This window comes from Nakamurella deserti (assembly GCF_003260015.1).
In the GTDB taxonomy this organism is placed as follows: domain Bacteria; phylum Actinomycetota; class Actinomycetes; order Mycobacteriales; family Nakamurellaceae; genus Nakamurella; species Nakamurella deserti.
In genome coordinates this window covers 798,369-819,660 of record NZ_QCXS01000003.1, presented here as the reverse complement: position 1 = coordinate 819,660, position 21,292 = coordinate 798,369, and the positions used below count along the sequence as shown (strand labels likewise).

Genomic DNA, 21,292 nt, shown 5'->3' with positions numbered 1-21,292 from the left:
GGCCACGCGAGGCCGACCGGGCCCTGCGCGACGACCTGGCGGTGCTCGTGCGCTTCCGGCTGGCCGAGCATCGCCGGCAGTCGCGGTGGTCCACGTACGTCTTCGGACTGTTCCTCGTGCTGAGCGTCGTGGTGGCGATCACCGGCTCGGCGTGGTCGTGGGTCGGCGTCCTGTTCTGGGCTGGCCTGATCGCCATGACCGTGACACAGGGTCGACGGCTGGAACGCACGCGCGCCGAACTCGGTGACTCCGGAGCCGATGTGCCGCGCTGACCATTCTCCGACGAACCCGCGGGACCCGGGGCCGCGGGGATCGTCGACGACCGCGCGACCTCACCGAAGCGCTCACCGGCGCACGACGGCGGCGTCAGGGCACGGAGTCGGCGAACAGCATGAGTTCGCGGATCGCACGCGGCTGAGCCCGCGACCGCCGGGTCCGGAATGCCGACCGGTGACGGGAATCCGACGAGCGCGGGCGGGCGGAGCGCATCCGCTGCGACGGGCACCGCCGCGGGAGCCGGCACCGCTAGCCCGGCCTCCGACCGTCGGGTGACCTTGGTCGCATCCCGCGCCTCGGCCGAGTGGGTACTGCTCCAGCGGTCGGCGGTCCGCCGGCGCGATCCCTACTGTGGTCGTCGAAGAACGCACGAAGCCCGCTGTAACAGAACGGATGGGTCCGAGATGGCTGGTCAGTACCCTGCGCCCGACGGCGCCGCATCGCCGTCGGCGCCCCCCTCGACGCTCGTCGTCATCCCCGCGTTCGGCTCACCCGAGCTGACCGACGCGGTCCTCGGGGACCTCGCCCGTGACGGCAGCGACCGCCGCCCCGACATCCGGATCGTGGTGGTCGACAACGGCGGCGACTACGTCGTCCCGGTCGCCGGCAGCCGGGTCGAGGTCCACCGGCCGGGCCGGAACCTCCGCTGGATCGGATCGGCGAACTGGGCCCTGCACACCGCGGTCGCCGACGGCACCGACGTCTGCGTCGTGCTCAACAACGACATCCGGTTGTCCAGGGGGTTCCTCGACGCGTTGACCGCCCCCTTCGCCGAGGACGAGAAGATCGCCGTGGTGGCCGCCTGCTACGACGACTTCTGGCTCCACCAGCGGGCCCGGTCCATCCCCGAGACCGCCTACGCCTACCTGCCGCGGACCGAGTTGCGTGACGTGCCGTTCTGCGACGGCACCGCGGTGGCCTTCGCCGCCCCCGCGGTCGTCGAGCTCGGGGCGTTGGACACGGTCGCGTTCCCCCGCCACGGCTACGGCTCCGACATCGATCTCGCCCTGCGGGTCCGCGTCGCGGGCCTGCGCAGCGTCGTGACCGAGGGCGCCTACGTCTCGCACCTGCGTCGCGCCACGATGAACCGCACCGGGCAGACCTCCGAGGGCAACCGGGCCGAGATCCTCGACGGGATGGACGGCAAGTGGGGACCGGAGTGGCGGGCCGAGGTCGGGCTGAGCCCGGACGCCTTTCCCGCCCACAACACCGGCAGCGGCTCGTCGTGGTACCTGAGCGCGCCCTACTTCGAGTGACGCCGCGGCGCGTCGTCTACGCCGGGTTCGCCACCCGGCGGCACAGCGGCGGCGTGCACGTGCTGACCCAGCACGTGCGGCTGCTGCGGGCGGCGGGCCACGAGGCGTGGCTGTGGCTGCCCGACCCGGACGACCGCACCGACTGGATCGACGCCGACGTTCCGGTGCTCGCGGGTGCCACGACGCCCATCGGCGCGGACGACCTGCTCGTGCTGCCGGAGACGCCCACGGTGCCGGGACGCGACCCGGCACCGGGTGCCCGGACGGTCATCTTCAACCAGAACCACTTCTACACGTTCGCGGCCGGCGCTCCGGGGCCCGACTTCCCGGGGTGGGCCGCCCCTCCCGGTGTGTGGGCGGTGACCGGCGAGAGCCGTGACGTGCTGTCGGCGGTGCTGCCCGGCCTGGCGGTCAGCCTGGTGCCGAACCCCGTCGACGGCGAGCTGTTCGCCCCGCGACCGGGCGACCGGGCCCGGGTCAGCTGGTTCCCACGCAAGCGCCCCCGGGAGGCCTCGCTGCTGCGTGAGCTCCTGCGCCACGACCCCCGGCTGGCCGGCGTCGATCTCGTGGAGATGGTGGACATCCCGCGGGCGGATGTCGCCGACGTGCTCGCGACCACCACGGTGTTCGTCGCGCTGGGCCACAGCGAGAGCTTCGGGTTGCCGGTCGCCGAGGCGCTGGCGTCGGGCTGTCTGGTCGTCGGGTACGACGGCGGCGGCGGTCACGAGCTGTTCGAGGCCCCCGGCGCCTGGCGCATCCCCGATCAGCGTCCGCTGTTGCTGCGGGACCGGATCGCCGAGCTGATCGCCCACGCCGACGGGTCGGCACCGCTGCGGGCCGCGAACCGTCGCTGGGTGCTCGACCGCTATCCGCTGTCGCGGACCGCCGGCGCCCTGGACGCCGCGGTCACCGCGGCCTTCGCCCGTCCCGGATCGGCGGCGGTCGCGACCCATCCGGCGGCGTGGATCGACGTGCTCGGGCCGCACTTCACCGCGTACGCCTGACGCGGTGAGGGGAGCTCAGTAGCCGCCGGAGATGACGTTGGCCAGCTCCTCGCCGGCCACGAAGCGGCGCAGCTGGTCGGCGACGAGCGCGAACGCCCGGGGCCCGGCGGCCTTGACGTGGCCCGCGGCGTGCGGGGTCAGGATGAGGTTCGGAGCCGTCCACAGCGGATGACCGGCGGGCAACGGCTCGGGCTCGACCACGTCGAGCGCGGCCCGGAGCCGCCCCGTGGTCAGTTCGGCGAGCACCGCGTCGGTGTCGACTACCTTGCCGCGGGCCACGTTGACCAGCAGTGCGCCGTCGGCCATCCGGGCCAGGAACGCGGCGTCGACCAGGCCGGTCGTCTCCGGAGTCAACGGCAGGGTCACCACGACGACATCGGCGTCGGGCAGCAGGGTGGGGAGCTCGTCGATGCCGTGGATGCCGTCCCGGGCCGACGAGGCGACCAGCACCGGCTCGGCGTCGAACGGCCGCAACCGGCGGGCCGTCTGCTCACCCAGATCGCCGGCACCGAGGATCACCACCCGCTTGTCGACGAGGTCGTCGCCCTCGACGAGGTCCCAGCGTCCCTCGGCCTGGGCGGCGAGGAAGTGCGGCAGCCGGCGCTGCGAGGCCAGGATCAGCGCCAACGCCAACTCGGCCACCGAGCTGCCGTGCACCCCACGCGCGTTGCACAGGGTCACGCCCTCGGGCAGCTGATCGACGATGTCCTCGACGCCGGCCCCGGTCAGCTGCATCACCCGCAGGTGCGGCATCGCCGCGAACTTGCCGGGCAGGTCCTCGGAGTCCTCGATCTGCGGAACCCAGAACGTCGTCTCGACGAGCTTCGCCGGTGTGTCGCCGGTGCCGTCCCACACCACCACCTCCACCCCGTCAGGGAGGTCGCCGAGCAGGCGGACGGCATTGTCGTCGGGCAGGCACACCACGGTCATGCCGCCACGGTAGGTCACCGGCGGGCCGGGCCGGGCCGCGGGCCCGTCCGGATCAGGTCCAGTAGAGCAACCGGGCGCCCGGCAGCCGGCGCTCCAGCTCGGTGGTGAACCAGGTGCGCATCTCGGTCATCGTCGCCTTCGGGTAGACGAACTTGACCCCGCCGAACTTGGAACGCTTCTCGGTGCGGCTCTCCTCGTCCATCTCCAGCCGGGTGTTCGGATACCAGCCGAGGAGCACCTCCTTGCTGGCCGGCGTGAACCGGTGGGTGATGATCTCGGCGGTCAGGTCGACGTCACCGACGCCGGCGAGCGTGGCGGCGACGTCGTCGAGCAGCGCGCCGTAGCCGGCCCGCCAGTCGCCGATCGGCATGATCGGGGCGATGGTCAGTCCGACCGGGTACCCGGCGCGGGCCATGGCGCCCATCGCGGTGAGCCGCGCGGGCATCCGGGCGGTGCCGCCCTCGAACCGGTGTGCGACCTCGGTGGAGTTGACCGAGAAGCGCACCCGGGTGCGGCCCCGGTGGTCCAGCGTGAGCAACTCGCCGACGTCGTCGAACTTGGTGGTGAACCGCAGCTGCACGTCGTCGCCGAACTCCCCGGAGCCGACGCGGGCGATCGCCGCGGCCAGCGAACCGGTGACCCGTTCGATGCCGAGCGGATCGGTGTAGCACGACATCTCGAAGGTGGTGCCCTCGTGGCCGCGCTCGACGGTGCCGCTGGTGACGGTGCCACGGCCGGCGTGGGTGCCGACGCCGGCCAGCACCTGGTCGAGGTTGGCGTACACCCGCGTCACCGGCGGCCCGGTCAACGAGCCGGCCAGGTAGCAGTACTGGCAGTGCGCGGGGCATCCCCGGGCCAGGTCGATCCGCCAGTCGGCGCTCGGCGGGATGGGCTGCGGCTTCAGGGCGCTCGGGGGAGCCACGACGACGGCGAGCGTCGACTTCGCCCGCGCGTAGGTCTCGCGTTCGCTGTCGCCGCGAAGCCCGGTCAGCCGGTCACCCGGCAGGAGCAGGATGTCGTCCACTCCGGCGGCCTCGCAGCGGCGGATGATCTCGGCGGTGTGCGGCTGGTCCTGGGCCGCACGGGTGATCTGCACGTGCTTGGGGATCCAGGCCCTCGTGGGGGCGGATACGAGACTGTCAGCGATGTCCATGTCACCGGTTCCAACGCCGGCGGCACCGGTGGGCTTCCCGGTGTGGCCGGTGACACCGGGAGTGCGCCCCGGCAGGGTCAGCCCGCCGCCGGCCACCTCGACAGGCGGTTGCCGGCCCGTCGCAACTGGTTCTCCTGGTCCTCCAGCGGCACCCAGGCCGGCACGATGCGGTCGTGGCAGTCGGCGCACACCCAGTCGTCCGCGCCGTCGTCGGCCCGGCCGACCTCCCAGTGCGGGCACGGCAGGGCGGCCCGCTCGGCGCGCAGGCGGCGCAGCTCGTCCCCGGGGCCGGTGGCCACCGATCGGCCGACCTCACGGATGCGGGCCTCCAGCCGGGCGGCGGCGCGGCGTCGTTCGATGAGCTCGGGCGGCCAGACCGCCTGCCGGGTGGTCACGGTGTGCGCCGCGACCGTGCGGCGTCCCCGTGGCGGTGACAGCGTGTGTCGTGCATGGTCTTCCGGATCCCCTGGGTCGTATCCGTCGGCCGCTGCGAGGGTTTCGTCCGGCCGCCGACGACGTCACCGTAGAGCCCGTGCGTTTCCCGTTCTTTACGCGGCGGTGAAGGTCGGGGTCGTCGTCGCGGACCGTGGGGGTGGCGCCGGCGTGTCCAGGTGGGCTCGGGGCACCGTCGCCGCGGTGACGGATCCCTCGCCCCGGACGGAGCCCGGTCAGTCCTGGCGGATCGATCGCATCGGCCCGGTCGGCCCGGGGACCGCCACCGGGGACCGCCCGGTCAGCCGCAGTGCCGGTCGACCACGGCCAGCAGGTCGTCGATGGCGAAGGGCTTGGGCAGGAACGCCGCCGCCCCGGACCGCAGGATGCTGGTGACCTGGTCGCGTCCCGAGTCGCCGCTGAACACCACGACCGCGAGGCCGGCGGTGGCGGGGTCGGTGGTCAGCTCGCGCAGCACGTCGGCGCCCTGGATGCCCGGCAGCCGCCAGTCCAGCAGCACCAGGTCGGGTCGCTCGGCGCGGGCGGCGGCGAGCCCCTCCTCGCCGGTGCCGACCACGGTCAGGGTGATGTGCGGTCGCAGCCGGAGGATCTTCTGCACCAGCCGGACGTTGACCGGGTTGTCCTCGACGTACAGCACGGCGCGCTGGTGCGGAACGGTCACGGTCGTCCCGACCGGACGGCCGGTACGGCGACGGCCGGCCCGTCGGCGCTGCGGTGGGTGACGTCCTCCAGGACCTGGTACAGCGACGGGAGGTCCAGCGGCTTGGTGAGGTAGGCGGACGCGCCCCGGGCCAGCAGCCGCCGGACGGTGCCCGGGGTGGCGTCGGCGGACAGCACGACGATCGGGATGGAGGTGGTGCCCGGGTCGGCGCGCAACCGCTGGAACGCCTCCTCACCGCTCATGCCGGGCAGATGCAGATCGAGCAGGATGAGGTCCGGCCGGTGGTCGACGGCCAGTTCGAGTCCGCTCTCGGCGTTGTCGGTGGCGATCAACGAGACATCGGTCCAGGTGCGGAAGATGCGGTCCAGGACCTGACTGTTGGCCATGTTGTCCTCGATGGACAGCACGGTCAGGGATCGGCCGAGCGTGCCGGCCTGGGCGGGCGGAACGGACTGCGACTGCGGGCTGCGGGCGTCGGCGGCGACGATGTCGTCGGCGACCGGCAGCCCGACGGTGAAGGTGGAGCCCTGGCCGACGGTGCTGCGGACGGTCAGGGTGCCGTGCATGGCCTCGGCGAGCGCCCGGGCCAGCGGCAGTCCGATGCCGGTGCCCTCGATGGGCCCGCGGTCGGCGTCCAGCCGCTCGAACGGCATCCAGATGCGTTCCTGGTCGGCCTCGCTCAGGCCCTGCCCGGTGTCGGTCACCCGCAGCTCGATGACACCGTCGGCGGTGCGCCGGTGGTCGAGCGTGATCTCGCCGGCGTGCCGGTTGTACTTGATCGCGTTGGAGACCAGGTTGACCAGCACCTGCTTGAGGCGCTGGTAGTCCGCGGACACGGCGACGGCCGGGTCGGTGATGCGGTTGTAGATGGTGATCTGGCGGGCCGCGGCGAGCGGCCCGACGAGAGCGACGACCTCACGGGTCACCCGGGCCACCGAGATCGGCTCCATCGAGACCTGCAGGTCTCCCGATTCGACGCGGGAGATGTCGATGAGCTCGTTGATCAGTGCCAGCAGATGCCGGCCGGCCTGGTGGATGTGCTCAGCGCTCTCGCGGTCCTCCTCGTCGAGGTCCGACATCTCCAGCAGTTGGGCGAAACCCAGGATGGCGTTCAGCGGGGTCCGCAGCTCGTGGCTGGTGCGTGACAGGAACGAGTTCTTGGTGTGCGTGGCGGTGAGGGCCTGGTCGCGGGCGGTGGCCAGCTCCTCGAGTCGGCTGTGCAGCAGCCGGTCCGCGTCGGCGATCGAGGCCTTCAGACGCCCGATCTCGTCGGTGGCCGCGCGCATCGGCAGCAGCCGCCGGCCCTCGCCGAGCCGCTGGGCGTTGGCCGCGGCGCCCTTGACGCGGCGCGAGATGCCGAAGCTGAACAGGGCGATGCCGGCCGCGCCGGTGAGCAGGCCGACCACGAGGCCGGTGATCTGTAGCCGCAGGATGGTGATCTCCAGGGCGTTGACCTGAGCCCGCTTGGTGGCCACGGTCGCTTCCGGCCCGCTCCTGATCGACCCGACCTCCGCCCGCAGGTCGTCCATGATGGCCCGGCTCTTGGCCAGCGGGTTCAGCAGCTGCCCGCGGTCGGCGCCGGCGCTCACCTCTCCCATCACGACGTACAGCTGGGCGACGTGGGTGAGGACGGTCCCCCGGACGCTGGCGGCCGCGGTCCGCTCCTCGTCGGTGACCACCGCGCTGTCCAGCCGGTCCACGAAGTCGTCGAGCGCGGTGGCGTCCTCGTCGAAGCCCGTCACAAAGGAGCGGTCCGCGGTGGCGGCGTAGCCGCGAACCCGGGTCTCCATGTCGGTGGCGGACTGCAGCACCCCGACCGACGACATGACGATCCGGTTCGCGGCGACCGCGGCCTGGCGTTCGCTGCGTTCCTCCAGCTGCAGGACGAAAGCCGACGAGGACACTCCCACCAGCGCGAGGATCGGCACCGACAGGGCCAGGATCCCCTTCACCGGTACCGACCGGTTCAGCCACCACTGCCCCAGGCGGCCCACCCGGCGCGGTCCGGTCCCGGCGGGGGTCTCGGACGCAGCCGGAGGCCCGGCGGACGTTCGCGCCATGGCCACCTCCCCTCGGATCCGCGTTGAGATTACTCCATTCAGTTGTCGCCGTGGTCCCGTCGGAGTGCGAAGCGACATCCGTACCGGGGCTCGGACGGCGTCGGAGCGCGTCATCGTTGCTCTGTGGGGTGGTGATACGCCCATAAGTGTGATGCACACACCGATCGCCCGGCGGTGGCGGCGGGAATTGACTCTGCGTGCCCGGGTCATGTCCCTCGTCGGTTCCGGACGGGCGGGCCGGCGGCGGGCGGACCACCGGCCGACGGCCCGTAGGGTGCCCTGGTGACGTTCGTGGAGGCGATGCTGGTCCTGCTGGCCGGGATCGGTGCGGGCACCATCAACGCGGTGGTCGGCTCCGGCACGCTCATCACCTTCCCCACGCTGCTGGCCTTCGGCGTCCCGCCGGTCACCGCGACGATGAGCAACGCCGTCGGTCTCGTGGCGGGCAGTGTCTCCGGGACGTGGGGCTACCGCCGGGAACTGCGCGGGCAGTGGCCACGGCTGCGCTGGCAGATCCCCGCCTCACTGATCGGCTCGGTGCTGGGCGCCTGCCTGCTGCTGGTGCTGCCGGCCGACGCGTTCGAGACCATCGTCCCGGTACTGCTCGGGCTGGCCCTGGTGCTCGTCGTGGTGCAGCCACGCATCCAGGCCTGGGTGCGGCGGCGAGCGGTGCTCGCCGGGCGTGAGCTGTCGGTGATCACCACCGGCCGGTTGACCCTGCTGGTGGTGTGGACGTTCATCGCGGGGGTCTACGGCGGCTATTTCGCCGCCGCGCAGGGCATCCTGCTGGTCGGCATCATGGGCGCGCTGGTGCACAACTCGCTGCAGGAGATCAACGCCGCGAAGAACCTGCTGTCGCTGCTGGTCAACGTGGTGTCAGCGGCCATCTACACGATCGTCGCGTTCGACCGGATCAACTGGGTGGCCGCCGGGATGATCGCCGTCGGCTCGCTGATCGGCGGCTTCATCGGCGCCGGGGTGGGCCGCAAGCTGCCGGCGCCGGTGCTGCGGGGCGCCATCGTGCTGCTCGGCGTCTACGCGATCTGGCGCATCGTCAGTCTGGAGTAGCCGCCGGCGTCAGCCGAAGCTCAGCGCCGCGGCCAGGAAGGCGTCGTTCTGGTCGGCGGTGCCGATGGAGACGCGCACGCCGCCGTTCTCCGGGTGGGTGAACGGCCGGACGATGACCTTCGCCCGCTCGCAGTGCGCGGCGAACTCGCCTGCGCGGTGCCGGACGGGCAGCCACACGAAGTTGGCCTGGGTCGCCGGGACGTCGAAGCCCGCGGTCAGCAGCGCATCGCGGACGCGGACGCGCTCGTCGACGATCTGCCGGCACCGGGCCAGCAGCTCGTCCTCGGCGTCCAGCGACGCGACCGCAGCGGCCTGGGCGAGCGCGTTGACCGCGAACGGGATGCCGATCTTGCGCAGGGTGGCCGCGACCTCCGGGGCGCCGACGGCGAAGCCGACGCGCAGACCCGCCAACCCGTAGGCCTTGGACAGGGTGCGCAGCACCACCACGTTGTCGCGCCCGCGGGCGTACTCGATGCCGTCGACCGCCGCCGGGTCGTCCACGAACTCGCGGTAGGCCTCGTCGAGGACGACGAGCACCCGGTCGGGCACCGCGTCCAGGAAGGCGTCCAGCGCCGCGCGACCGACCACCGTCCCCGTGGGGTTGTTGGGGCTGCAGACGAAGATCAGCCGGGTCCGGTCGGTGACGGCGGCGGCCAGGGCGTCGAGGTCCAGCGCCTCGTCGGTGAGCGGCACCTGGACGGAGGTGGCGCCGACGACGGCGGTGATGATCGGGTACGCCTCGAACGACCGCCACGGGTAGAGCACCTCGTCACCGGCCACGCAGGTCGCCTCGACGAGCTGCTGGCACAGGGCGACCGATCCGCACCCGACGGCGATCCGGGCGGGATCGACGTCGAAGCGGGTGGCGAGCCTGGCGGTGAGCGCGCCGGCCCCGTTGTCGGGGTAGCGGTTGATACCGGCAGCGGCGTCGGCGATGGCCCGCACGACGGAGTCCAGCGGGGGGAAGGGCATCTCGTTCGACGCCAGTTTGACCGCCCCGGGAACGGTGCGGCCAGGGGTGTAGGCGGGCAGCGCGTCGAGCGCGGCACGGAGCTGGGCGGTCATCGCGGAAAGCCTTTCTGGTGCGGACCTCGCGAGCCTAGTGGCGCCGGTGGGGTCGGCCCCGGCCCGGCGCGGCCCGGCGGCGCGGGTCGGCCGGCTCCGTAGGGTCGCAGCATGCGTGCGGCTCGGGTGGTGGGTGTGGTGATCGGTCTGGTGCTGCTCGGCGGCTGCGGCGGTGCGGACGGTGCGTCGACCACGCCCGGCGCGCTGGCGTCGGTGATGGGCACCGGTGCGGCCGCTGCGGGGGCTCCGACGAAGCTGCAGGTGACGGTGCCCGGGCTGGGCGGCGGGGGAGCGGCGCCCGTGGAGTCGTCGGTCGCGGACCCCGCACCGGTGTCGTCCGAGGGGTCCGCCGCGCCGGCTCCGGAGCCCGAGGACGGCACGGCCGTCGAGGCCTCGCCGGCAGCCCCCACCTCCCCCGCCGCCGAGGACACCGTCGACGTGCAGCTCGTGGGGTGCGACGACTGCCAGGTGCTCGGCACCCACGCCGACGTCGTCGGGAACTACTCGGCGGCGTTGATCAGTCAGGGTGGGCGGGCCGCGATGATCTCCGTCGACCCCGCCGGGGCGCTGGTGGCGGTCCAGGCGGTGCCGTACGGAGTGACCTTCGCCGCACAGCCCGACGGCCGGCTGGCCTGTGGGGCGGGTGGGCGGTGCCTCGTCCGGGCCGCGCAGGCCGACGGGCGGGCGGTGCTGTCGGCGTTCGGAATCGGGGCGGACGGACGCTGGACCGACCTGTCCGGGTCGGACGGTTTCGTCTCCGCGACCGAGCGGGCCGAGGTCGTCGAGCTCGAGGACGCGCTGGGGGCCGCGGTGCAGGTCACCGACGGGACGACCACCGTCTGGAACGTGCTGGCGTGGAACGGGACGGAGTTCGCGACGCTGGGTTGCGGACCCGGTGCGGACGCTCCCGACCTGGCCGCGCTGGACCTGGCGGCGTGCCTGTCCTGAGGCGGGCCGGCGGCGGTTTTGCTCTTGCCGGTGGCCGCCGGGTACCCTCGTCGAGGCAACACCCTCGGGTGGGGCTGGGGAAGCGTGCCAGAGCGGCCGAATGGGTCTCACTGCTAATGAGATGTGCCTTAACAGGTACCGGAGGTTCAAATCCTCTCGCTTCCGCGGTCCGCAGAGCCTGGTAGGTTCTTGTGGGCTCCGGCCCCGTCGCTCGTCGGCGGAGTCACAACTGAAGAAGTGCACACGCGCCCGTAGCTCAACGGATAGAGCATCTGACTACGGATCAGAAGGTTGGGGGTTCGAATCCCTCCGGGCGCACAGCATCCGACACCCGCTCCTGCCGCGCAGGGGCGGGTGTCGTCGTTCGGGCTCGTTGCGGTGACCTCGTGCTGGGTATCGCTGCTGCACGGCACGTGCATCACACGTGACGGGGCGAGCCGGACAGAGGTGGCCGATGGGTGCAGTGGCGGGTGCGGTGCGGCGGACGCCGGAGGAACGGCCGGCCCGGGCGGCGGTGCTGAGGGCGGCGGCCGCGACGGTCGTCGCGGGACTGGTCCTGGCCGCCGTCTGGGTGGCGCTGGGGTTGCTGATCTCCCGCACCGGCGACAGCTGGCCGGCCCGGCTCGACCGGTCGGCCTCGGTGTGGATGGTCGACCACCGCACACCGCTGCTGGACGGTCTGACCCGTGTCGGCAGCCTGCTCGGCCAGACCCTGACCAAGGTCGTCGTCACCGCTGTCGCCGCTCTGGTCATCGGGATCCGGCTCCGGTCGTGGCTCGCGGTCACCTTCGTGGTGGCCTCGACCGCGATCGAGGGGGCGGTCTTCCTGGCCGTCACCACGATCGTCGCCCGTCCCCGCCCGGACGTCCCGCGGCTCGAGGCGGTCACCGTCGACAGCAGCTTCCCATCCGGCCACACGGGTGCGGCCGCCGCCTACGCGGCCATCGCCGTCGTCGTCCTGGCCCACACCCGGCGGACCTGGCTGCGAGTTCTCACGGTGGTCCTCGCCGTGGCGGTGCCGGCGGCCGTCGCGGCGTCACGGATGTACCGCGGGGCCCACTACCTGACCGACGTCCTCGCCGGCCTGGCCCTGGGCGCGGCCTGCGTACTCGTGGTGTTCGTAATCATCCGCCGGTTCCTCGGATCGCCGACCGGCGGTCACGGCCCGCGCCCGCCGGTGCGCTGATGGGCGTCACGATCGCGGTGTTGCTCGTGGCGGGCGCCGCCGGGCTGGCCGCGCTCGTGGTGTCGGCCTCGCGGGGTCCCGTCGATCCGGTGGACACCACGGCGGAGGAACGGGCCCTGGTGCGTCGGCTGGCCGGCCGTCCACGGCTGCAGCGGTTCCTGCGGCAGCGGCTGGACCGGCGAGCCGCCGGCGGTCTGGCCGTCACCGCAGCGCTCGCCGTGGTCTTCGCGACGGCCCTGGCCGTCGGCCTGGTGCTCGACATGGTCGACGGCCGGGGTGGTCTGGCCCGGTTCGACGCCGCCGTGGCCCGCTGGGGCGCCGACCACGCCGACTCCGGCTCGATCGGCGTGATCACGGCGGTGACCCACCTCGGGGACACCGCCGTCGTGCTGCCGGCGCTGGCGGCGGCGGTGCTGGTGGACCTGCTGCGGCACCGCCGCCCCGAGGTGATGCTCTTCGGGGTGGCCGTGCTGGGGGGCGAGAAGATCCTCGTCAACGGACTCAAGGCGATCGTGGGTCGGGACCGGCCCGCGGTGCTGCAGCTCGTCGAATCGGTCGGCTCGTCGTTCCCGTCCGGCCACGCCGGCGCCGCGGCGGCGGTGTGGCCCGCGGTGGCAATGATCCTCGGCCGCACCGCGCCGCGCACCGTGCGGGCCGTCCTGGCGGCGATGGCGGTGCTGATCGCGGTCGCGGTGGCCGCGAGCCGCGCGCTACTGGGTGTGCACTGGCTGACCGACGTGGTCGCCGGCGCCGCGCTGGGATACGGCTGGTTCCTGGTGGTGACGGTGCTCTTCGGCGGCCGCGCGCTGCGGCTGGGCCGTCCGTTCCGCGGTGCGAGGCGCCGCCCGGACGCCGGGGTCCGAGCCTGACGTCAGACCTTCGGCGGTGAGTCCGGCAGGGCCCCGGTGAGGATGACCTCGTCGGCGAGGTCGATGACCTTGCGGTTGTTGGCCTGACTGAGGGTGGCCATCTCCTGAAAGGCGCGCTCCTCGGTCCACCGGTGGGCCGCCATCAGGATGCCCACCGCCACGCCGATCCGGCGGTTGCTCATCAGGGCCTGGTGCAGGTTGCGCGCCCGCAGCCGCTGCGCCAGGCCGGCCAGTGCCGTCTCGACGGAGCCCGCGGCCACCGACGCGATGTACACCGCGTCACCGGTGAAGGCGTGCGTCTCCGCGCCGTACAGCGTGAGCGCACAGGTGGCGTCATGGGTGCCGTGGAGGGGGAAGCTCAGCACCGAGCGGATCGGTGTCTGGCCGACCGCGGCGCGGCTGAAGTCGGGCCAGCGGGTGTCGGCCGTGAGGTCGTGGACCAGGACCGGGGTGCGCTCGCGGATCGCCTGCACCGTGGGTCCCTGCGACAGCCGCAACTGCAGCTCGTCGCCCAGGGCCCCGGAGGCGTCGCTGCTGGCCAGGGTGCGGATCCGGGAGTGACCGGGGCGCCGTTCGGTCAGCGTCACCCACCGTGCCCCGGGCACGAACGTCGACACCACCGTCAGGGCCGACACCGTCATGTCACCGTCGTCCTCGGCGGGACTGGCGACCACGGACGCGAGAGCCGACAGCCCTGCCGCGGTCCGCGCTTCCAGGGAGACGGCCGCGCGGGCGTCGGTGCTCCGGGAGGGTCGCGTCGGCGTGGGTCGGGTCGGGGGGACGCGGTCGCGGGCGGGGTGCGTGTCGGTATGGGAGGTGGCGTCGATCATCACGGGCTCCTGGGGCAGGTCGGAACGGGGCCGCCGGGGGGCGCCGGCAGCGCTGCTGGCACTGGGCTGGTTCCGAACCCACTGTCACCATACCCACACAAGAGGCCCTGAGAACTACCCGTATGGAGTGCATCCTCGCTGCCTCCAGGGCGACGAGATGACGTTACGACCAGGGTGTGTCGGCTGATGGGTGAGACCCTCCACGCGCGACGCTGGGCGGGTCGTGGGCCACTCGGTCATCCCGGCCGCGCGGTGTCGCACGGGAGCCGCGCGGCGTGTGCGGATGGAATCACCCGCCCGGTCCGGCCGAGGCTCGTCACACGGTGTCGGCGACGCCCGACAGCCCGCTCTCGCCGACCCCTGGCCCACCGGGGCCGAGCGGTGACCATCCTCGACCCGGCACCGGGAGCCCGCGCGGGCGCGGGGTGGGACCCGCCCGCTGACCGGAGAATTCCGTGCCGACGGCGTAGCGTCCGGCGGGAGACAGCGCTCCGGACGGAAGCCGGGCGCGCCGTCCGTCCCGCGCCGAGGGTCGGCGTGCCGAGACCTGCGGTCGCCTCCAGGAGGACCCGATGATCGACGACCGGGCAGCCCGTTCCACCGATCGTGGCATGACCAGCGGCGGGCGCCAGCCCGACCACAACCTGGCCCGGCAGCTGAGCGACATGGCGAGGTCGCTGCAGCAGGCGCCCGGCCTGGACCGGACGCTCGACGCGATCGTGCACGCCGCCGTGGTCAACATCCCCGGTGCCACGTACGCCGGGATCAGCCGGATCGACCGGCGTCGCCGGATCACCACCCCCGCGGCCACCGATCCGACGGTCCGGCGGATCGACGAGGTGCAGTACCGCACCGGTGAAGGGCCCTGCCTGGACGCCATCCGGGAGCAGCTGACGGTCCGGGTCGACGACCTGCGCGTCGATCCCCGCTGGCCGGCGTTCGCCGGTGCCGCCGCCGACCTGGGCATCCTGTCGATGCTCGCCGTGCAGCTCTACGTGCACGCCGACGACCTCGGTGCCCTCAACCTGTACTCCGCCGACGCCGCGGCGTTCGACGACCGGGACGAACAGATCGGGCTGCTCCTGGCCAGCCACGCCTCGATCGCGATGATCGGAGCCGAGGAGAACCAGCAACTCCGTGCGGCGATGACCCATCGCGACGTGATCGGGCGGGCCGAGGGGATCCTGATGGAGCGTCACAAGATCACCGCACAGCAGGCGTTCGGCCTGCTGGTGCACGCGTCGCAGGACCGCAACCGAAAACTGCACGACATCGCGGAGGAGTTCGTGACCACCGGCGTCGACCCGGCGGAGTGAGCCGGTGAGGGGCGCGGCGCCGCTGCGGCGGCTCGTCGGGCAGCGGGGCAGCGTGCCGGATCAGCGCGTAGGAGCAGGGCTCACCACGACCGCGGTCAGGTGCTCCGACGGGAGGCCGAGAGTGGTGCGCTCCGTGGGCAGCGCACGGCGCCGCTCGGGCGGCTCGTCGGGGAGTCGGGGAGTCGGGGGGTCGGGGAGTCGGGGAGTCGGGGCAGAATGCCGCATCAGCCGTAGGAGCGGGGCTCGTCATGCCGACGGTGACATCGTCGAGAGGGAGGCCGAGGGCGGTGCGCACCGGACCGGTGCGCACCGCGGGCAGCGGGTCGGACGCGCGGCACTGCCGTCGCCTCCTCGCCGCACGTCTCAGCGCCCCGCGCCGCCGGGGTAGGGCAGCAGGGCCATCTCGCGGGCGTTGCGGATCGCGGTCGCGACCTGCCGCTGGTCGGACGGGCTGAGCCCGGTGACGCGGCGGCTGCGGATCTTGCCGCGGTCGGAGATGAAGCGCCGCAACAGAGTCACATCCTTGTCGTCGACCGTGCCGAGTGGTGTCGCCTTCGCGGCCGGTCGGCGGTCGTCCCCGCGGCGGGTGCCGCGCTCGCGCTCACCGCTCCTCGCGCAACTCGACGCGCCGCCGGACGCAGCGTTCGTACCGGAGCAGAGTCAGCCGCTCGGGATCGTCGCGGCGGTTCGTGCGGGTCACGCAGCGGTGGCCGGTGCCGGCGGTCGAGCGCCGTTTCACGAACGGCCGGGTGTCGGTGCTGTCCATCGGACCTTCCTGGTCGGCGCTACACTAATGAGAACGACAATCATTAGTGTAGCGTTCGGAGGAGTTCCCGGCACGAGGAAAGACGATGAGAAGCGGTATCCACCCCGACTACCACCCGGTGGTGTTCCGGGACGCGAGCACCGGCGACGCGTTCCTGACGCGCTCGACCGTGACCAGCGACGCCACCGTCACGTGGTCGGACGGGCGCACCTATCCGCTGGTCGTCGTGGACGTCACCAGCGCGTCCCACCCGTTCTGGACGGGACAGGCTCGCGTTCTGGACACCGAAGGGCAGATCGAGAAGTTCCGCCGCCGGTACGGCACCCGGAGCCGGTGATGGCGGTCCCCCACGGAAGACGTCACGGTCCGGCACCCGGTCCCGCCGTGCGCAGTCGCAGGCGCAGCTGCCGGCCCTGAACACGGTCGAGATCGCGGGCCGCCGGGTGAGGATCCCCGGCCGGCTCGTCCGCTACCACCAGCGCCACCCCGAACGGCTCGAGCCGTGAGGTCACCGTCGAGGAGAGGACGCCGATGAAGGTCCGGGCATCACTGCGCGCACTGGAGAAGAAGGACGGCTCACTCGTGGCCCGCCGCCACGGGAAGGTCCACGTGGTCGACCGGCGGAACCCGGAGTGGAAAGCCCGTCAGGGCTGACGACCGTTGCGCCCGAACCCGACGATCAGTTCCATGTCCGACCGCTGCCAGCTGACCGGCGCCGGACCCGGCGACGGCCACTCCGTGTCGCACAGCCACGTCGGCACCTCCCGCCGCGGGGAGCCCGACGTCCAGCGCCACCGCCATGTCGTTCCCGGTCTCGGTCGCACCGCCGGGGTTGCGGCTGAGTGCCCGTGCGTGAAGCGCGTGGACCGCAACGGGATCGAGGCCGCCGGCGCCCGCATCCGGGCCTGCGGTGAGCGGATCTGATGGACGGGAACTCCAGGATCGTCCGCAACGACCGGCGCCGGCTGATGGTTGCCGCGGACCCCGACCGCCGGAGCACCCTCCAGGTCCTGATCGCCGCACCGGGTACGGCCCCGGCAACCAGTGCCGCGGCCCGGGTTGCGCAGCAACGGTTCTCGCCGGACGCGAGCCCGGCCCGGCTGCGGAACCGCGACGCCTCCGACGGCCGCCCCCGCGGCCATCTCCACCGGTTGGCTCTGTCGCGTATCACTTTCCGGGGCACGGCCCACCGCGGTGAGCTCCCCGGCGTCCGGAAGTGCAGCTGGTGACCCGTCCCCGCCCCGCCCAGAGAGGCCGTCCCGTGCCCGTGCCCGTCGTCGTCGTGTCCACCGTCGACCCGATCCTGCGTGAGATGACCGCCGCCTCGGCCCTCACCGAGCTGCCCCGCACCGCGGTGCTGCGCATCGACCTGCACCCCGACGAGGGGGAGCTCCGCCGCGTGATCAGCGACAGCGCCGGGATCGTCGAGGACGAGACCGTCCTGATGGACCACGCCTGCATGGGCTGCGCGGTGCGTGACGGCGCGATGCCGACGCTGGCCCGGATGGTCGGCCACCGGCGGTGGGACCGGATCGTGCTGCTGTCACCCGCCACCGCCGAGGCCACCCCGGCCAGCCGTCCGCTCGCCGCTCCGGACATCGCGCGTCGGCTCGGTGTCCGGTTGGCCGGCGTCCTCGCCGTGGTCGACGTCGACACCGTCACCGACGACATCATGGGCGACGACCTGTTGTCCGACCGTTCGCTGGGTGCCGGCGCCGACGACCGGCGCAGCGTCGGGGAGGCCCTGGGGGCGCAGATCGCGCACGCCGACCTGCTGCTCACCGTCGGCGAGGACCCGGCCGGGCTCACCCTGGTCGACCATCTCCGCGGCCGCGGCAGCAGCCGTTCGTCGCTGTACGAGACGGTCGGCGTCGAGTTGTTCCGGATGCGCCACCGCGCCGCGCTCGCCGAGGCCCGGCTGGACCCGAGGCGCGTGCAGCCGCCGCAGGTCGCCGACGCCCACGGCGTGTGGAGTCTGGACCTGGTGTCGGACCGTCCGCTGCATCCGGGCCGCTTCCTCGACCGGATCGCCGACCTCGGATCGGGCCGGCTGCGCTCCCGTGGGCGGTTCGTGCTCCCGACCCGCCGCGACACCGTGTGCGTCTGGGACGGTGCCGGCGGTCAGGTGAGCATCGGTCACGGCGGCGGCTGGGACAGCGTCCCGCCGAGCACCCGGATGGTGTTCACCGGCGTCGACGACGACCGGCGCCGTGTCCAGGAGACCTTCGCCGACCTGGTGCTCACCGACGCCGAATGGGTCGCCGGCCCCGCCCGGTGGCGCGGCGCCGACGACGGGCTGGGCGACTGGCTGGGCGGGGACGACCGGGTCGGCTGACCCGTCGCGCGGTCCACACTCGACGCATGGGCGAGCCTCGAACACTGGTGCTGTACGCGCGGGACGAACACAGCCGGACCGGGCTGCGGGCGGCCGCGACCCGCCGCGGGCTGACCGTCGTCGAACCGGGCCCGACCCCTGCGGAGGTGGCGGCGGCGGCGGCGCCCGGATCGGCGTTCCGGGCGCCGGGTGGACTGCTCGCGCAGGCGCTGGACCGCGGCGTCCCGCTGCGGCTGTCCGGACCGACGCCGGAGTGGTTCGCCGGTCTAGGGCCGGCCGTCACCGGCCGCGCCTGGCACCGCGTCGGGCCCGCCGGCGCCCGGGGGATGCTCACCACCGGCCCGGTCTTCGTCAAACTGGCCGACGCCAAGAGCCGGCTGGTGCCGGCTCGTCGGTATCCCGGTGTCGCGGAGTTCGACGCCGTGATGGCCGCGGCCGGGAACCTGCCGGTCGAGCTGCTGGCCACCCGCGACTGGCTGGACATCGACTCCGAGTACCCCGTGTTCACCCGGGGCCGCGAGGTGCTCACGGCCTCGGCGTACCGGGTGCAGGACGAGCCCTGGGGACCGCTGCTGCACACCCACCGGGCCTCGTTCCACGTCGAGGCGGCTGCGCACGTCGCCGACCTGCTGGGGGGCCTGAGCGGCGACGCGGTCCCGCCGGCGGCGGTGCTGGACGTCGCCCGGCTCGCCGACGGCCGCCTCGTGGTGCTCGAGGCCAACCAGGCGTGGGGGTCGGGCCTGTACGGCTGCGATCCCGACGCCGTGCTCGGCGCGGTGCTGGCGGCCAACGATCCCGGCGTGGCCGAGCGCTGGCGGTGGCGGCCCGACCCGGCGGCGGTGCCGCCGCTCTGAACCCGCCGGCTGCGGGCGTCGACCGGCCTCACCCACACGGCGCGGCGACCGGTGCCCGGTATCCAGGTGCGCGGAGGCTCGGGCGTCGGCCGGCCCGCACCCGGACCCAGCCGGTTCAGCGGGGGAGCCGCAGCACCACGTCCTCGCCGGACAGGACCTCCAGCTTGCCGATGTCGTCGCCCGCGATGGCCGTCGAGGCGTCCATCGTCGTGGTCCGGCCGGGGACCACCTTCCAGGTGCCGACGATCTGGGAACCGCCGGAGCGGTCGAAGACCCGCAGCGCGTAGCTCTCGTCGCTGTCCTCGTCCTCGGCGTAGCGGCACCGGACCTCGATCCGGGCTCCCCAGCGCACCGCTTGCACGCCGGCCTCGCCGGCGACCGTCGTGTCGCCGACCTGCTGCATCGGCGACAACACGACCGCGTCGGCGGGTTCGGGGGGGAGCGTGACCAGGGCCAGGCCGGCGGCGCACGCGGCCGCGGCCAGCCATCCGGAGGCGCCCACCAGCCGACGGCGCCGGCGGTCCCGACGGGCCACGGACAGCAGCGCGGGCAGCAGGTCCGGCGCCGGCTCGTCGGCGGGGTCGTCCAGCGGCGGTCGCGCTCGCGTCAGCAGCCCGGGGATACCGGCCAGCTCACCCACCGCCTCCCGGCAGGCGGTGCACTCCCGCAGGTGTTCCTCGAAGTCCGCGCGGTCGTCCTTGGACAGCGCCCCCAGCACGTAGGGGCCGTCCCAGGTGCGGAACGGGTCGTCAGACACCGGTGACCCCCATCTCGTCGAGGATGAGCCGCAGCGCCCGCAGCGCGTAGTGACAGCGGGACTTGACCGTCCCGGGCGGGATGCCCAGGTTGGTGGCCGCCTCCTGCACGGAGTGCCCACGGAAGAAGCACTCCGTCAGCACCTCGCGGTGTGGGACGGACAGCCGGCGCATCGCCTCGTCGACCTCCCAGGCCTGCAGCCGGGCGTCGATGTCGTCGACGGTGGCGCGCTCGGGCAGCTCGGAGGTGGTGGCCTCGAGGCGGCGGCGGCCCTTGCGCCAGTCGTCGATGACGAGGTTCTTGGCCACCGTGAACAGCCAGGCCCGCGCGGAGTTCCCGGACTGGTCCAGCACCCGCGGGTGCCGCCACGCGCGCAGCAGCGTCTCCTGGACGACGTCCTCGGCGAACGCCCGGTCCCCGGTCAGCCGGACGACGTGCGCCCACAACGCCGCGCTGTGCTCGTCGTGCAGCACCCGCATCAACTGCAGTTCATCGTCGGGCACGTCGGACCTCCATGCCTGCACACACGGTCGGCGGGGCCGTCCGGTTCAGTCGGTCGGCCCGGCGCCGGCAGCGATGACCGCGGTCGACCGCGGTCGTCCGCGGTCGTCTTAGGGCGACTTGGGTTGTCTGCGGTCGACTGCGGTCGACTGTGGTCGACTGCGGGTCAGTACATGGACACGTGCACGTGGTCGTAGTGACAGCCGGTCAGGTTGGCCGGGTTCGGGCACCCGTAGGCGCTGGAGGTGTAGACCGTCCACGGACCGGGCCGGGACCGGGCGTTCCAGATCATGCCCTGCCAGATCACGTACTTGACGCCGAGAGCGGCCTGGTTGGCCACCAGCCAGTTGGCCGCCCGCCACCCCGCGGACACGCCGGCGGCCGAGTTCGGGTCGTACATGAAGTCGCAGCCGCGGCCGCCCGGGTGGTCGGAGTTGGGATTGGCCGCACGCCCGGAGACGCACTCCACCGCGCTGAGCCGGACGAGGCCGGCGCTGATCGCCGACTCGTACATCACCGACGTCCGAGGCGTCACGAGGTTGGTGCGGGGATCGGTGGTCCGGTCCGGGACGGCGGCCGCCTCGGTGGTCCAGCTGGTGTCGGTGACGAGGTCGGCCGGCACGTACAGCGGCTCGTCGGTGCCCGGGGGCTGCAGGCCGGTGGCCGGTCCGGTGTCACCGCCGTCCTCCACGGACCGCCGGGTGGCGTCGATGATCTGGATGCTGGCGAGCACCTCGCTGGCCGGATCGCCGATCTCGATCACCGGGGCCGGCGCCGCCGCGGCCGCCGGCGAACCGCCCACCGCCGTCGTGAGGGACGCGAGCACCGCGACCGCCAGCACCGCCGCCGTCGGCGCCGCGCCGCGTCGACCGGACTTCCACCGCATACAGACCGCCTCGTGGTTATGGTTACCGATTGCCATCAACTATGTACGTTGGGTAGCACCGTGACAACAGGGCGGACCTGGATTCACCGGGTGATTCCGTGCGCGGCCGAGGTGACCCA

At 73.2% G+C, this 21,292-nt stretch carries 25 protein-coding genes, 2 tRNA genes and 1 pseudogene; 16 read left to right on the top strand and 12 right to left on the bottom strand.

The annotated features are described in order from the left end of the window. The first annotated feature begins 41 nt into the window (after positions 1 to 41). The 3 genes from DB033_RS17030 to DB033_RS17020 all read left to right on the top strand — a co-directional run bounded on the left by DB033_RS17030 (position 42) and on the right by DB033_RS17020 (position 2,536). Positions 42 to 272 carry a hypothetical protein gene (locus DB033_RS17030; protein ID WP_111768054.1) on the top strand — a complete coding sequence of 77 codons (231 nt, stop codon included), beginning with the start codon at positions 42 to 44 and terminating at the stop codon, positions 270 to 272. A gap of 408 nt (positions 273 to 680) precedes the next feature. Next, a complete protein-coding gene (locus tag DB033_RS17025; RefSeq protein WP_157970759.1) occupies positions 681 to 1,532 on the top strand; it encodes a glycosyltransferase in 852 nt (283 codons plus the stop codon). Further along, complete coding sequence (locus DB033_RS17020) at positions 1,529 to 2,536, top strand: glycosyltransferase (protein WP_111768052.1); 1,008 nt, start codon at positions 1,529 to 1,531, stop codon at positions 2,534 to 2,536. The genes DB033_RS17025 and DB033_RS17020 overlap by 4 nt, the downstream gene beginning before the upstream one ends. A gap of 15 nt (positions 2,537 to 2,551) precedes the next feature. Here the strand turns inward: DB033_RS17020 and DB033_RS17015 are convergent, their stop codons facing one another. From DB033_RS17015 to DB033_RS16995, 5 genes are all read right to left on the bottom strand, one after another. Further along, positions 2,552 to 3,466, bottom strand: a complete 915-nt coding sequence (locus DB033_RS17015) for a 2-hydroxyacid dehydrogenase (RefSeq protein ID WP_111768406.1) — start codon at positions 3,464 to 3,466, stop codon at positions 2,552 to 2,554. A gap of 52 nt (positions 3,467 to 3,518) precedes the next feature. After that, on the bottom strand, positions 3,519 to 4,619 hold the full coding sequence (locus DB033_RS17010; protein WP_111768405.1) for an SPL family radical SAM protein: 1,101 nt from the start codon (positions 4,617 to 4,619) through the stop codon (positions 3,519 to 3,521). A 77-nt stretch (positions 4,620 to 4,696) separates the two neighbouring features. Then, entirely contained in the window at positions 4,697 to 5,014 is a 318-nt protein-coding gene (locus tag DB033_RS17005) for a hypothetical protein (RefSeq protein ID WP_111768051.1), read from the bottom strand. Between the two features lie 338 nt (positions 5,015 to 5,352). Next, positions 5,353 to 5,733 (bottom strand): response regulator, encoded by a 381-nt coding sequence (locus DB033_RS17000; RefSeq protein ID WP_111768050.1) that lies wholly within the window; start codon positions 5,731 to 5,733, stop codon positions 5,353 to 5,355. Further along, a complete protein-coding gene (locus DB033_RS16995; protein WP_170315579.1) occupies positions 5,730 to 7,793 on the bottom strand; it encodes an ATP-binding protein in 2,064 nt (687 codons plus the stop codon). Before DB033_RS16995 ends, DB033_RS17000 begins: the two co-directional genes overlap by 4 nt. A gap of 300 nt (positions 7,794 to 8,093) precedes the next feature. Between DB033_RS16995 and DB033_RS16990 the strand changes: the two genes are divergently transcribed. Next, positions 8,094 to 8,861, top strand: coding sequence for a sulfite exporter TauE/SafE family protein (locus DB033_RS16990; protein WP_111768404.1), 768 nt, complete (start codon positions 8,094 to 8,096; stop codon positions 8,859 to 8,861). Positions 8,862 to 8,870: 9 nt separating this feature from the next. Here DB033_RS16990 and hisC read toward each other — a convergent pair whose 3' ends face one another. Further along, positions 8,871 to 9,926, bottom strand: coding sequence for a histidinol-phosphate transaminase (gene hisC / locus DB033_RS16985; RefSeq protein ID WP_111768048.1), 1,056 nt, complete (start codon positions 9,924 to 9,926; stop codon positions 8,871 to 8,873). A 111-nt stretch (positions 9,927 to 10,037) separates the two neighbouring features. Here hisC and DB033_RS16980 point away from each other — a divergent pair, with 111 nt between their 5' ends. From DB033_RS16980 to DB033_RS16960, 5 genes are all read left to right on the top strand, one after another. Beyond that, complete coding sequence (locus DB033_RS16980) at positions 10,038 to 10,874, top strand: hypothetical protein (protein WP_157970758.1); 837 nt, start codon at positions 10,038 to 10,040, stop codon at positions 10,872 to 10,874. Between the two features lie 78 nt (positions 10,875 to 10,952). Then, positions 10,953 to 11,039, top strand: a tRNA-Ser gene (locus DB033_RS16975). A gap of 80 nt (positions 11,040 to 11,119) precedes the next feature. Beyond that, positions 11,120 to 11,192: transfer RNA gene (locus DB033_RS16970), tRNA-Arg, on the top strand. A 136-nt stretch (positions 11,193 to 11,328) separates the two neighbouring features. Then, on the top strand, positions 11,329 to 12,060 hold the full coding sequence (locus tag DB033_RS16965) for a phosphatase PAP2 family protein (protein ID WP_111768046.1): 732 nt from the start codon (positions 11,329 to 11,331) through the stop codon (positions 12,058 to 12,060). Then, the gene (locus tag DB033_RS16960; RefSeq protein ID WP_157970757.1) at positions 12,060 to 12,929 is read left to right on the top strand and encodes a phosphatase PAP2 family protein; all 870 of its coding nucleotides are present in this window, start codon (positions 12,060 to 12,062) and stop codon (positions 12,927 to 12,929) included. Before DB033_RS16965 ends, DB033_RS16960 begins: the two co-directional genes overlap by 1 nt. Positions 12,930 to 12,931: 2 nt before the next feature. On the opposite strand, the gene DB033_RS16955 is transcribed toward DB033_RS16960, so the two are convergent. Continuing rightward, a complete protein-coding gene (locus DB033_RS16955; protein ID WP_157970756.1) occupies positions 12,932 to 13,603 on the bottom strand; it encodes a GAF and ANTAR domain-containing protein in 672 nt (223 codons plus the stop codon). A 728-nt stretch (positions 13,604 to 14,331) separates the two neighbouring features. Between DB033_RS16955 and DB033_RS16950 the strand changes: the two genes are divergently transcribed. Continuing rightward, entirely contained in the window at positions 14,332 to 15,075 is a 744-nt protein-coding gene (locus DB033_RS16950) for a GAF and ANTAR domain-containing protein (RefSeq protein ID WP_205843960.1), read from the top strand. Positions 15,076 to 15,438: 363 nt separating this feature from the next. Here DB033_RS16950 and rpsR read toward each other — a convergent pair. Beyond that, positions 15,439 to 15,687, bottom strand: a pseudogene (gene rpsR, locus DB033_RS16945) (30S ribosomal protein S18); the annotation flags it as partial. Next, positions 15,677 to 15,841 carry a 50S ribosomal protein L33 gene (rpmG, locus tag DB033_RS16940; RefSeq protein WP_111768043.1) on the bottom strand — a complete coding sequence of 55 codons (165 nt, stop codon included), beginning with the start codon at positions 15,839 to 15,841 and terminating at the stop codon, positions 15,677 to 15,679. The pseudogene rpsR and the gene rpmG, both read right to left, overlap by 11 nt. A gap of 85 nt (positions 15,842 to 15,926) precedes the next feature. Here rpmG and DB033_RS21515 point away from each other — a divergent pair, with 85 nt between their 5' ends. The 6 genes from DB033_RS21515 to DB033_RS16905 all read left to right on the top strand — a co-directional run bounded on the left by DB033_RS21515 (position 15,927) and on the right by DB033_RS16905 (position 19,030). Continuing rightward, positions 15,927 to 16,178 carry a type B 50S ribosomal protein L31 gene (locus DB033_RS21515; protein ID WP_111768042.1) on the top strand — a complete coding sequence of 84 codons (252 nt, stop codon included), beginning with the start codon at positions 15,927 to 15,929 and terminating at the stop codon, positions 16,176 to 16,178. A 194-nt stretch (positions 16,179 to 16,372) separates the two neighbouring features. Beyond that, positions 16,373 to 16,495 carry a ribosomal protein bL36 gene (locus DB033_RS16925; protein ID WP_111768041.1) on the top strand — a complete coding sequence of 41 codons (123 nt, stop codon included), beginning with the start codon at positions 16,373 to 16,375 and terminating at the stop codon, positions 16,493 to 16,495. 33 nt (positions 16,496 to 16,528) lie between these two features. Next, positions 16,529 to 16,765 (top strand): large ribosomal subunit protein bL28, encoded by a 237-nt coding sequence (locus DB033_RS16920; protein ID WP_111768040.1) that lies wholly within the window; start codon positions 16,529 to 16,531, stop codon positions 16,763 to 16,765. Continuing rightward, a complete protein-coding gene (gene rpsN, locus DB033_RS21845; protein WP_111768039.1) occupies positions 16,765 to 17,070 on the top strand; it encodes a 30S ribosomal protein S14 in 306 nt (101 codons plus the stop codon). The genes DB033_RS16920 and rpsN overlap by 1 nt, the downstream gene beginning before the upstream one ends. Before the next feature lie 32 nt (positions 17,071 to 17,102). Continuing rightward, positions 17,103 to 18,176: a GTP-binding protein gene (locus DB033_RS16910; protein ID WP_240615951.1), complete on the top strand. Its 1,074-nt coding sequence runs from the start codon at positions 17,103 to 17,105 to the stop codon at positions 18,174 to 18,176. Positions 18,177 to 18,202: 26 nt separating this feature from the next. After that, a complete protein-coding gene (locus DB033_RS16905) occupies positions 18,203 to 19,030 on the top strand; it encodes an ATP-grasp domain-containing protein (RefSeq protein ID WP_157970755.1) in 828 nt (275 codons plus the stop codon). 115 nt (positions 19,031 to 19,145) lie between these two features. Here the strand turns inward: DB033_RS16905 and DB033_RS16900 are convergent, their stop codons facing one another. The 3 genes from DB033_RS16900 to DB033_RS16890 form a co-directional block, all read right to left on the bottom strand. After that, a complete protein-coding gene (locus DB033_RS16900; protein WP_111768037.1) occupies positions 19,146 to 19,787 on the bottom strand; it encodes an anti-sigma factor family protein in 642 nt (213 codons plus the stop codon). After that, positions 19,780 to 20,289, bottom strand: a complete 510-nt coding sequence (locus DB033_RS16895) for a sigma-70 family RNA polymerase sigma factor (RefSeq protein WP_170315578.1) — start codon at positions 20,287 to 20,289, stop codon at positions 19,780 to 19,782. The genes DB033_RS16900 and DB033_RS16895 overlap by 8 nt, the downstream gene beginning before the upstream one ends. Positions 20,290 to 20,453: 164 nt before the next feature. Beyond that, entirely contained in the window at positions 20,454 to 21,209 is a 756-nt protein-coding gene (locus DB033_RS16890) for a VldE C-terminal domain-containing protein (protein WP_157970754.1), read from the bottom strand. Between the last annotated feature and the right edge of the window lie 83 nt (positions 21,210 to 21,292).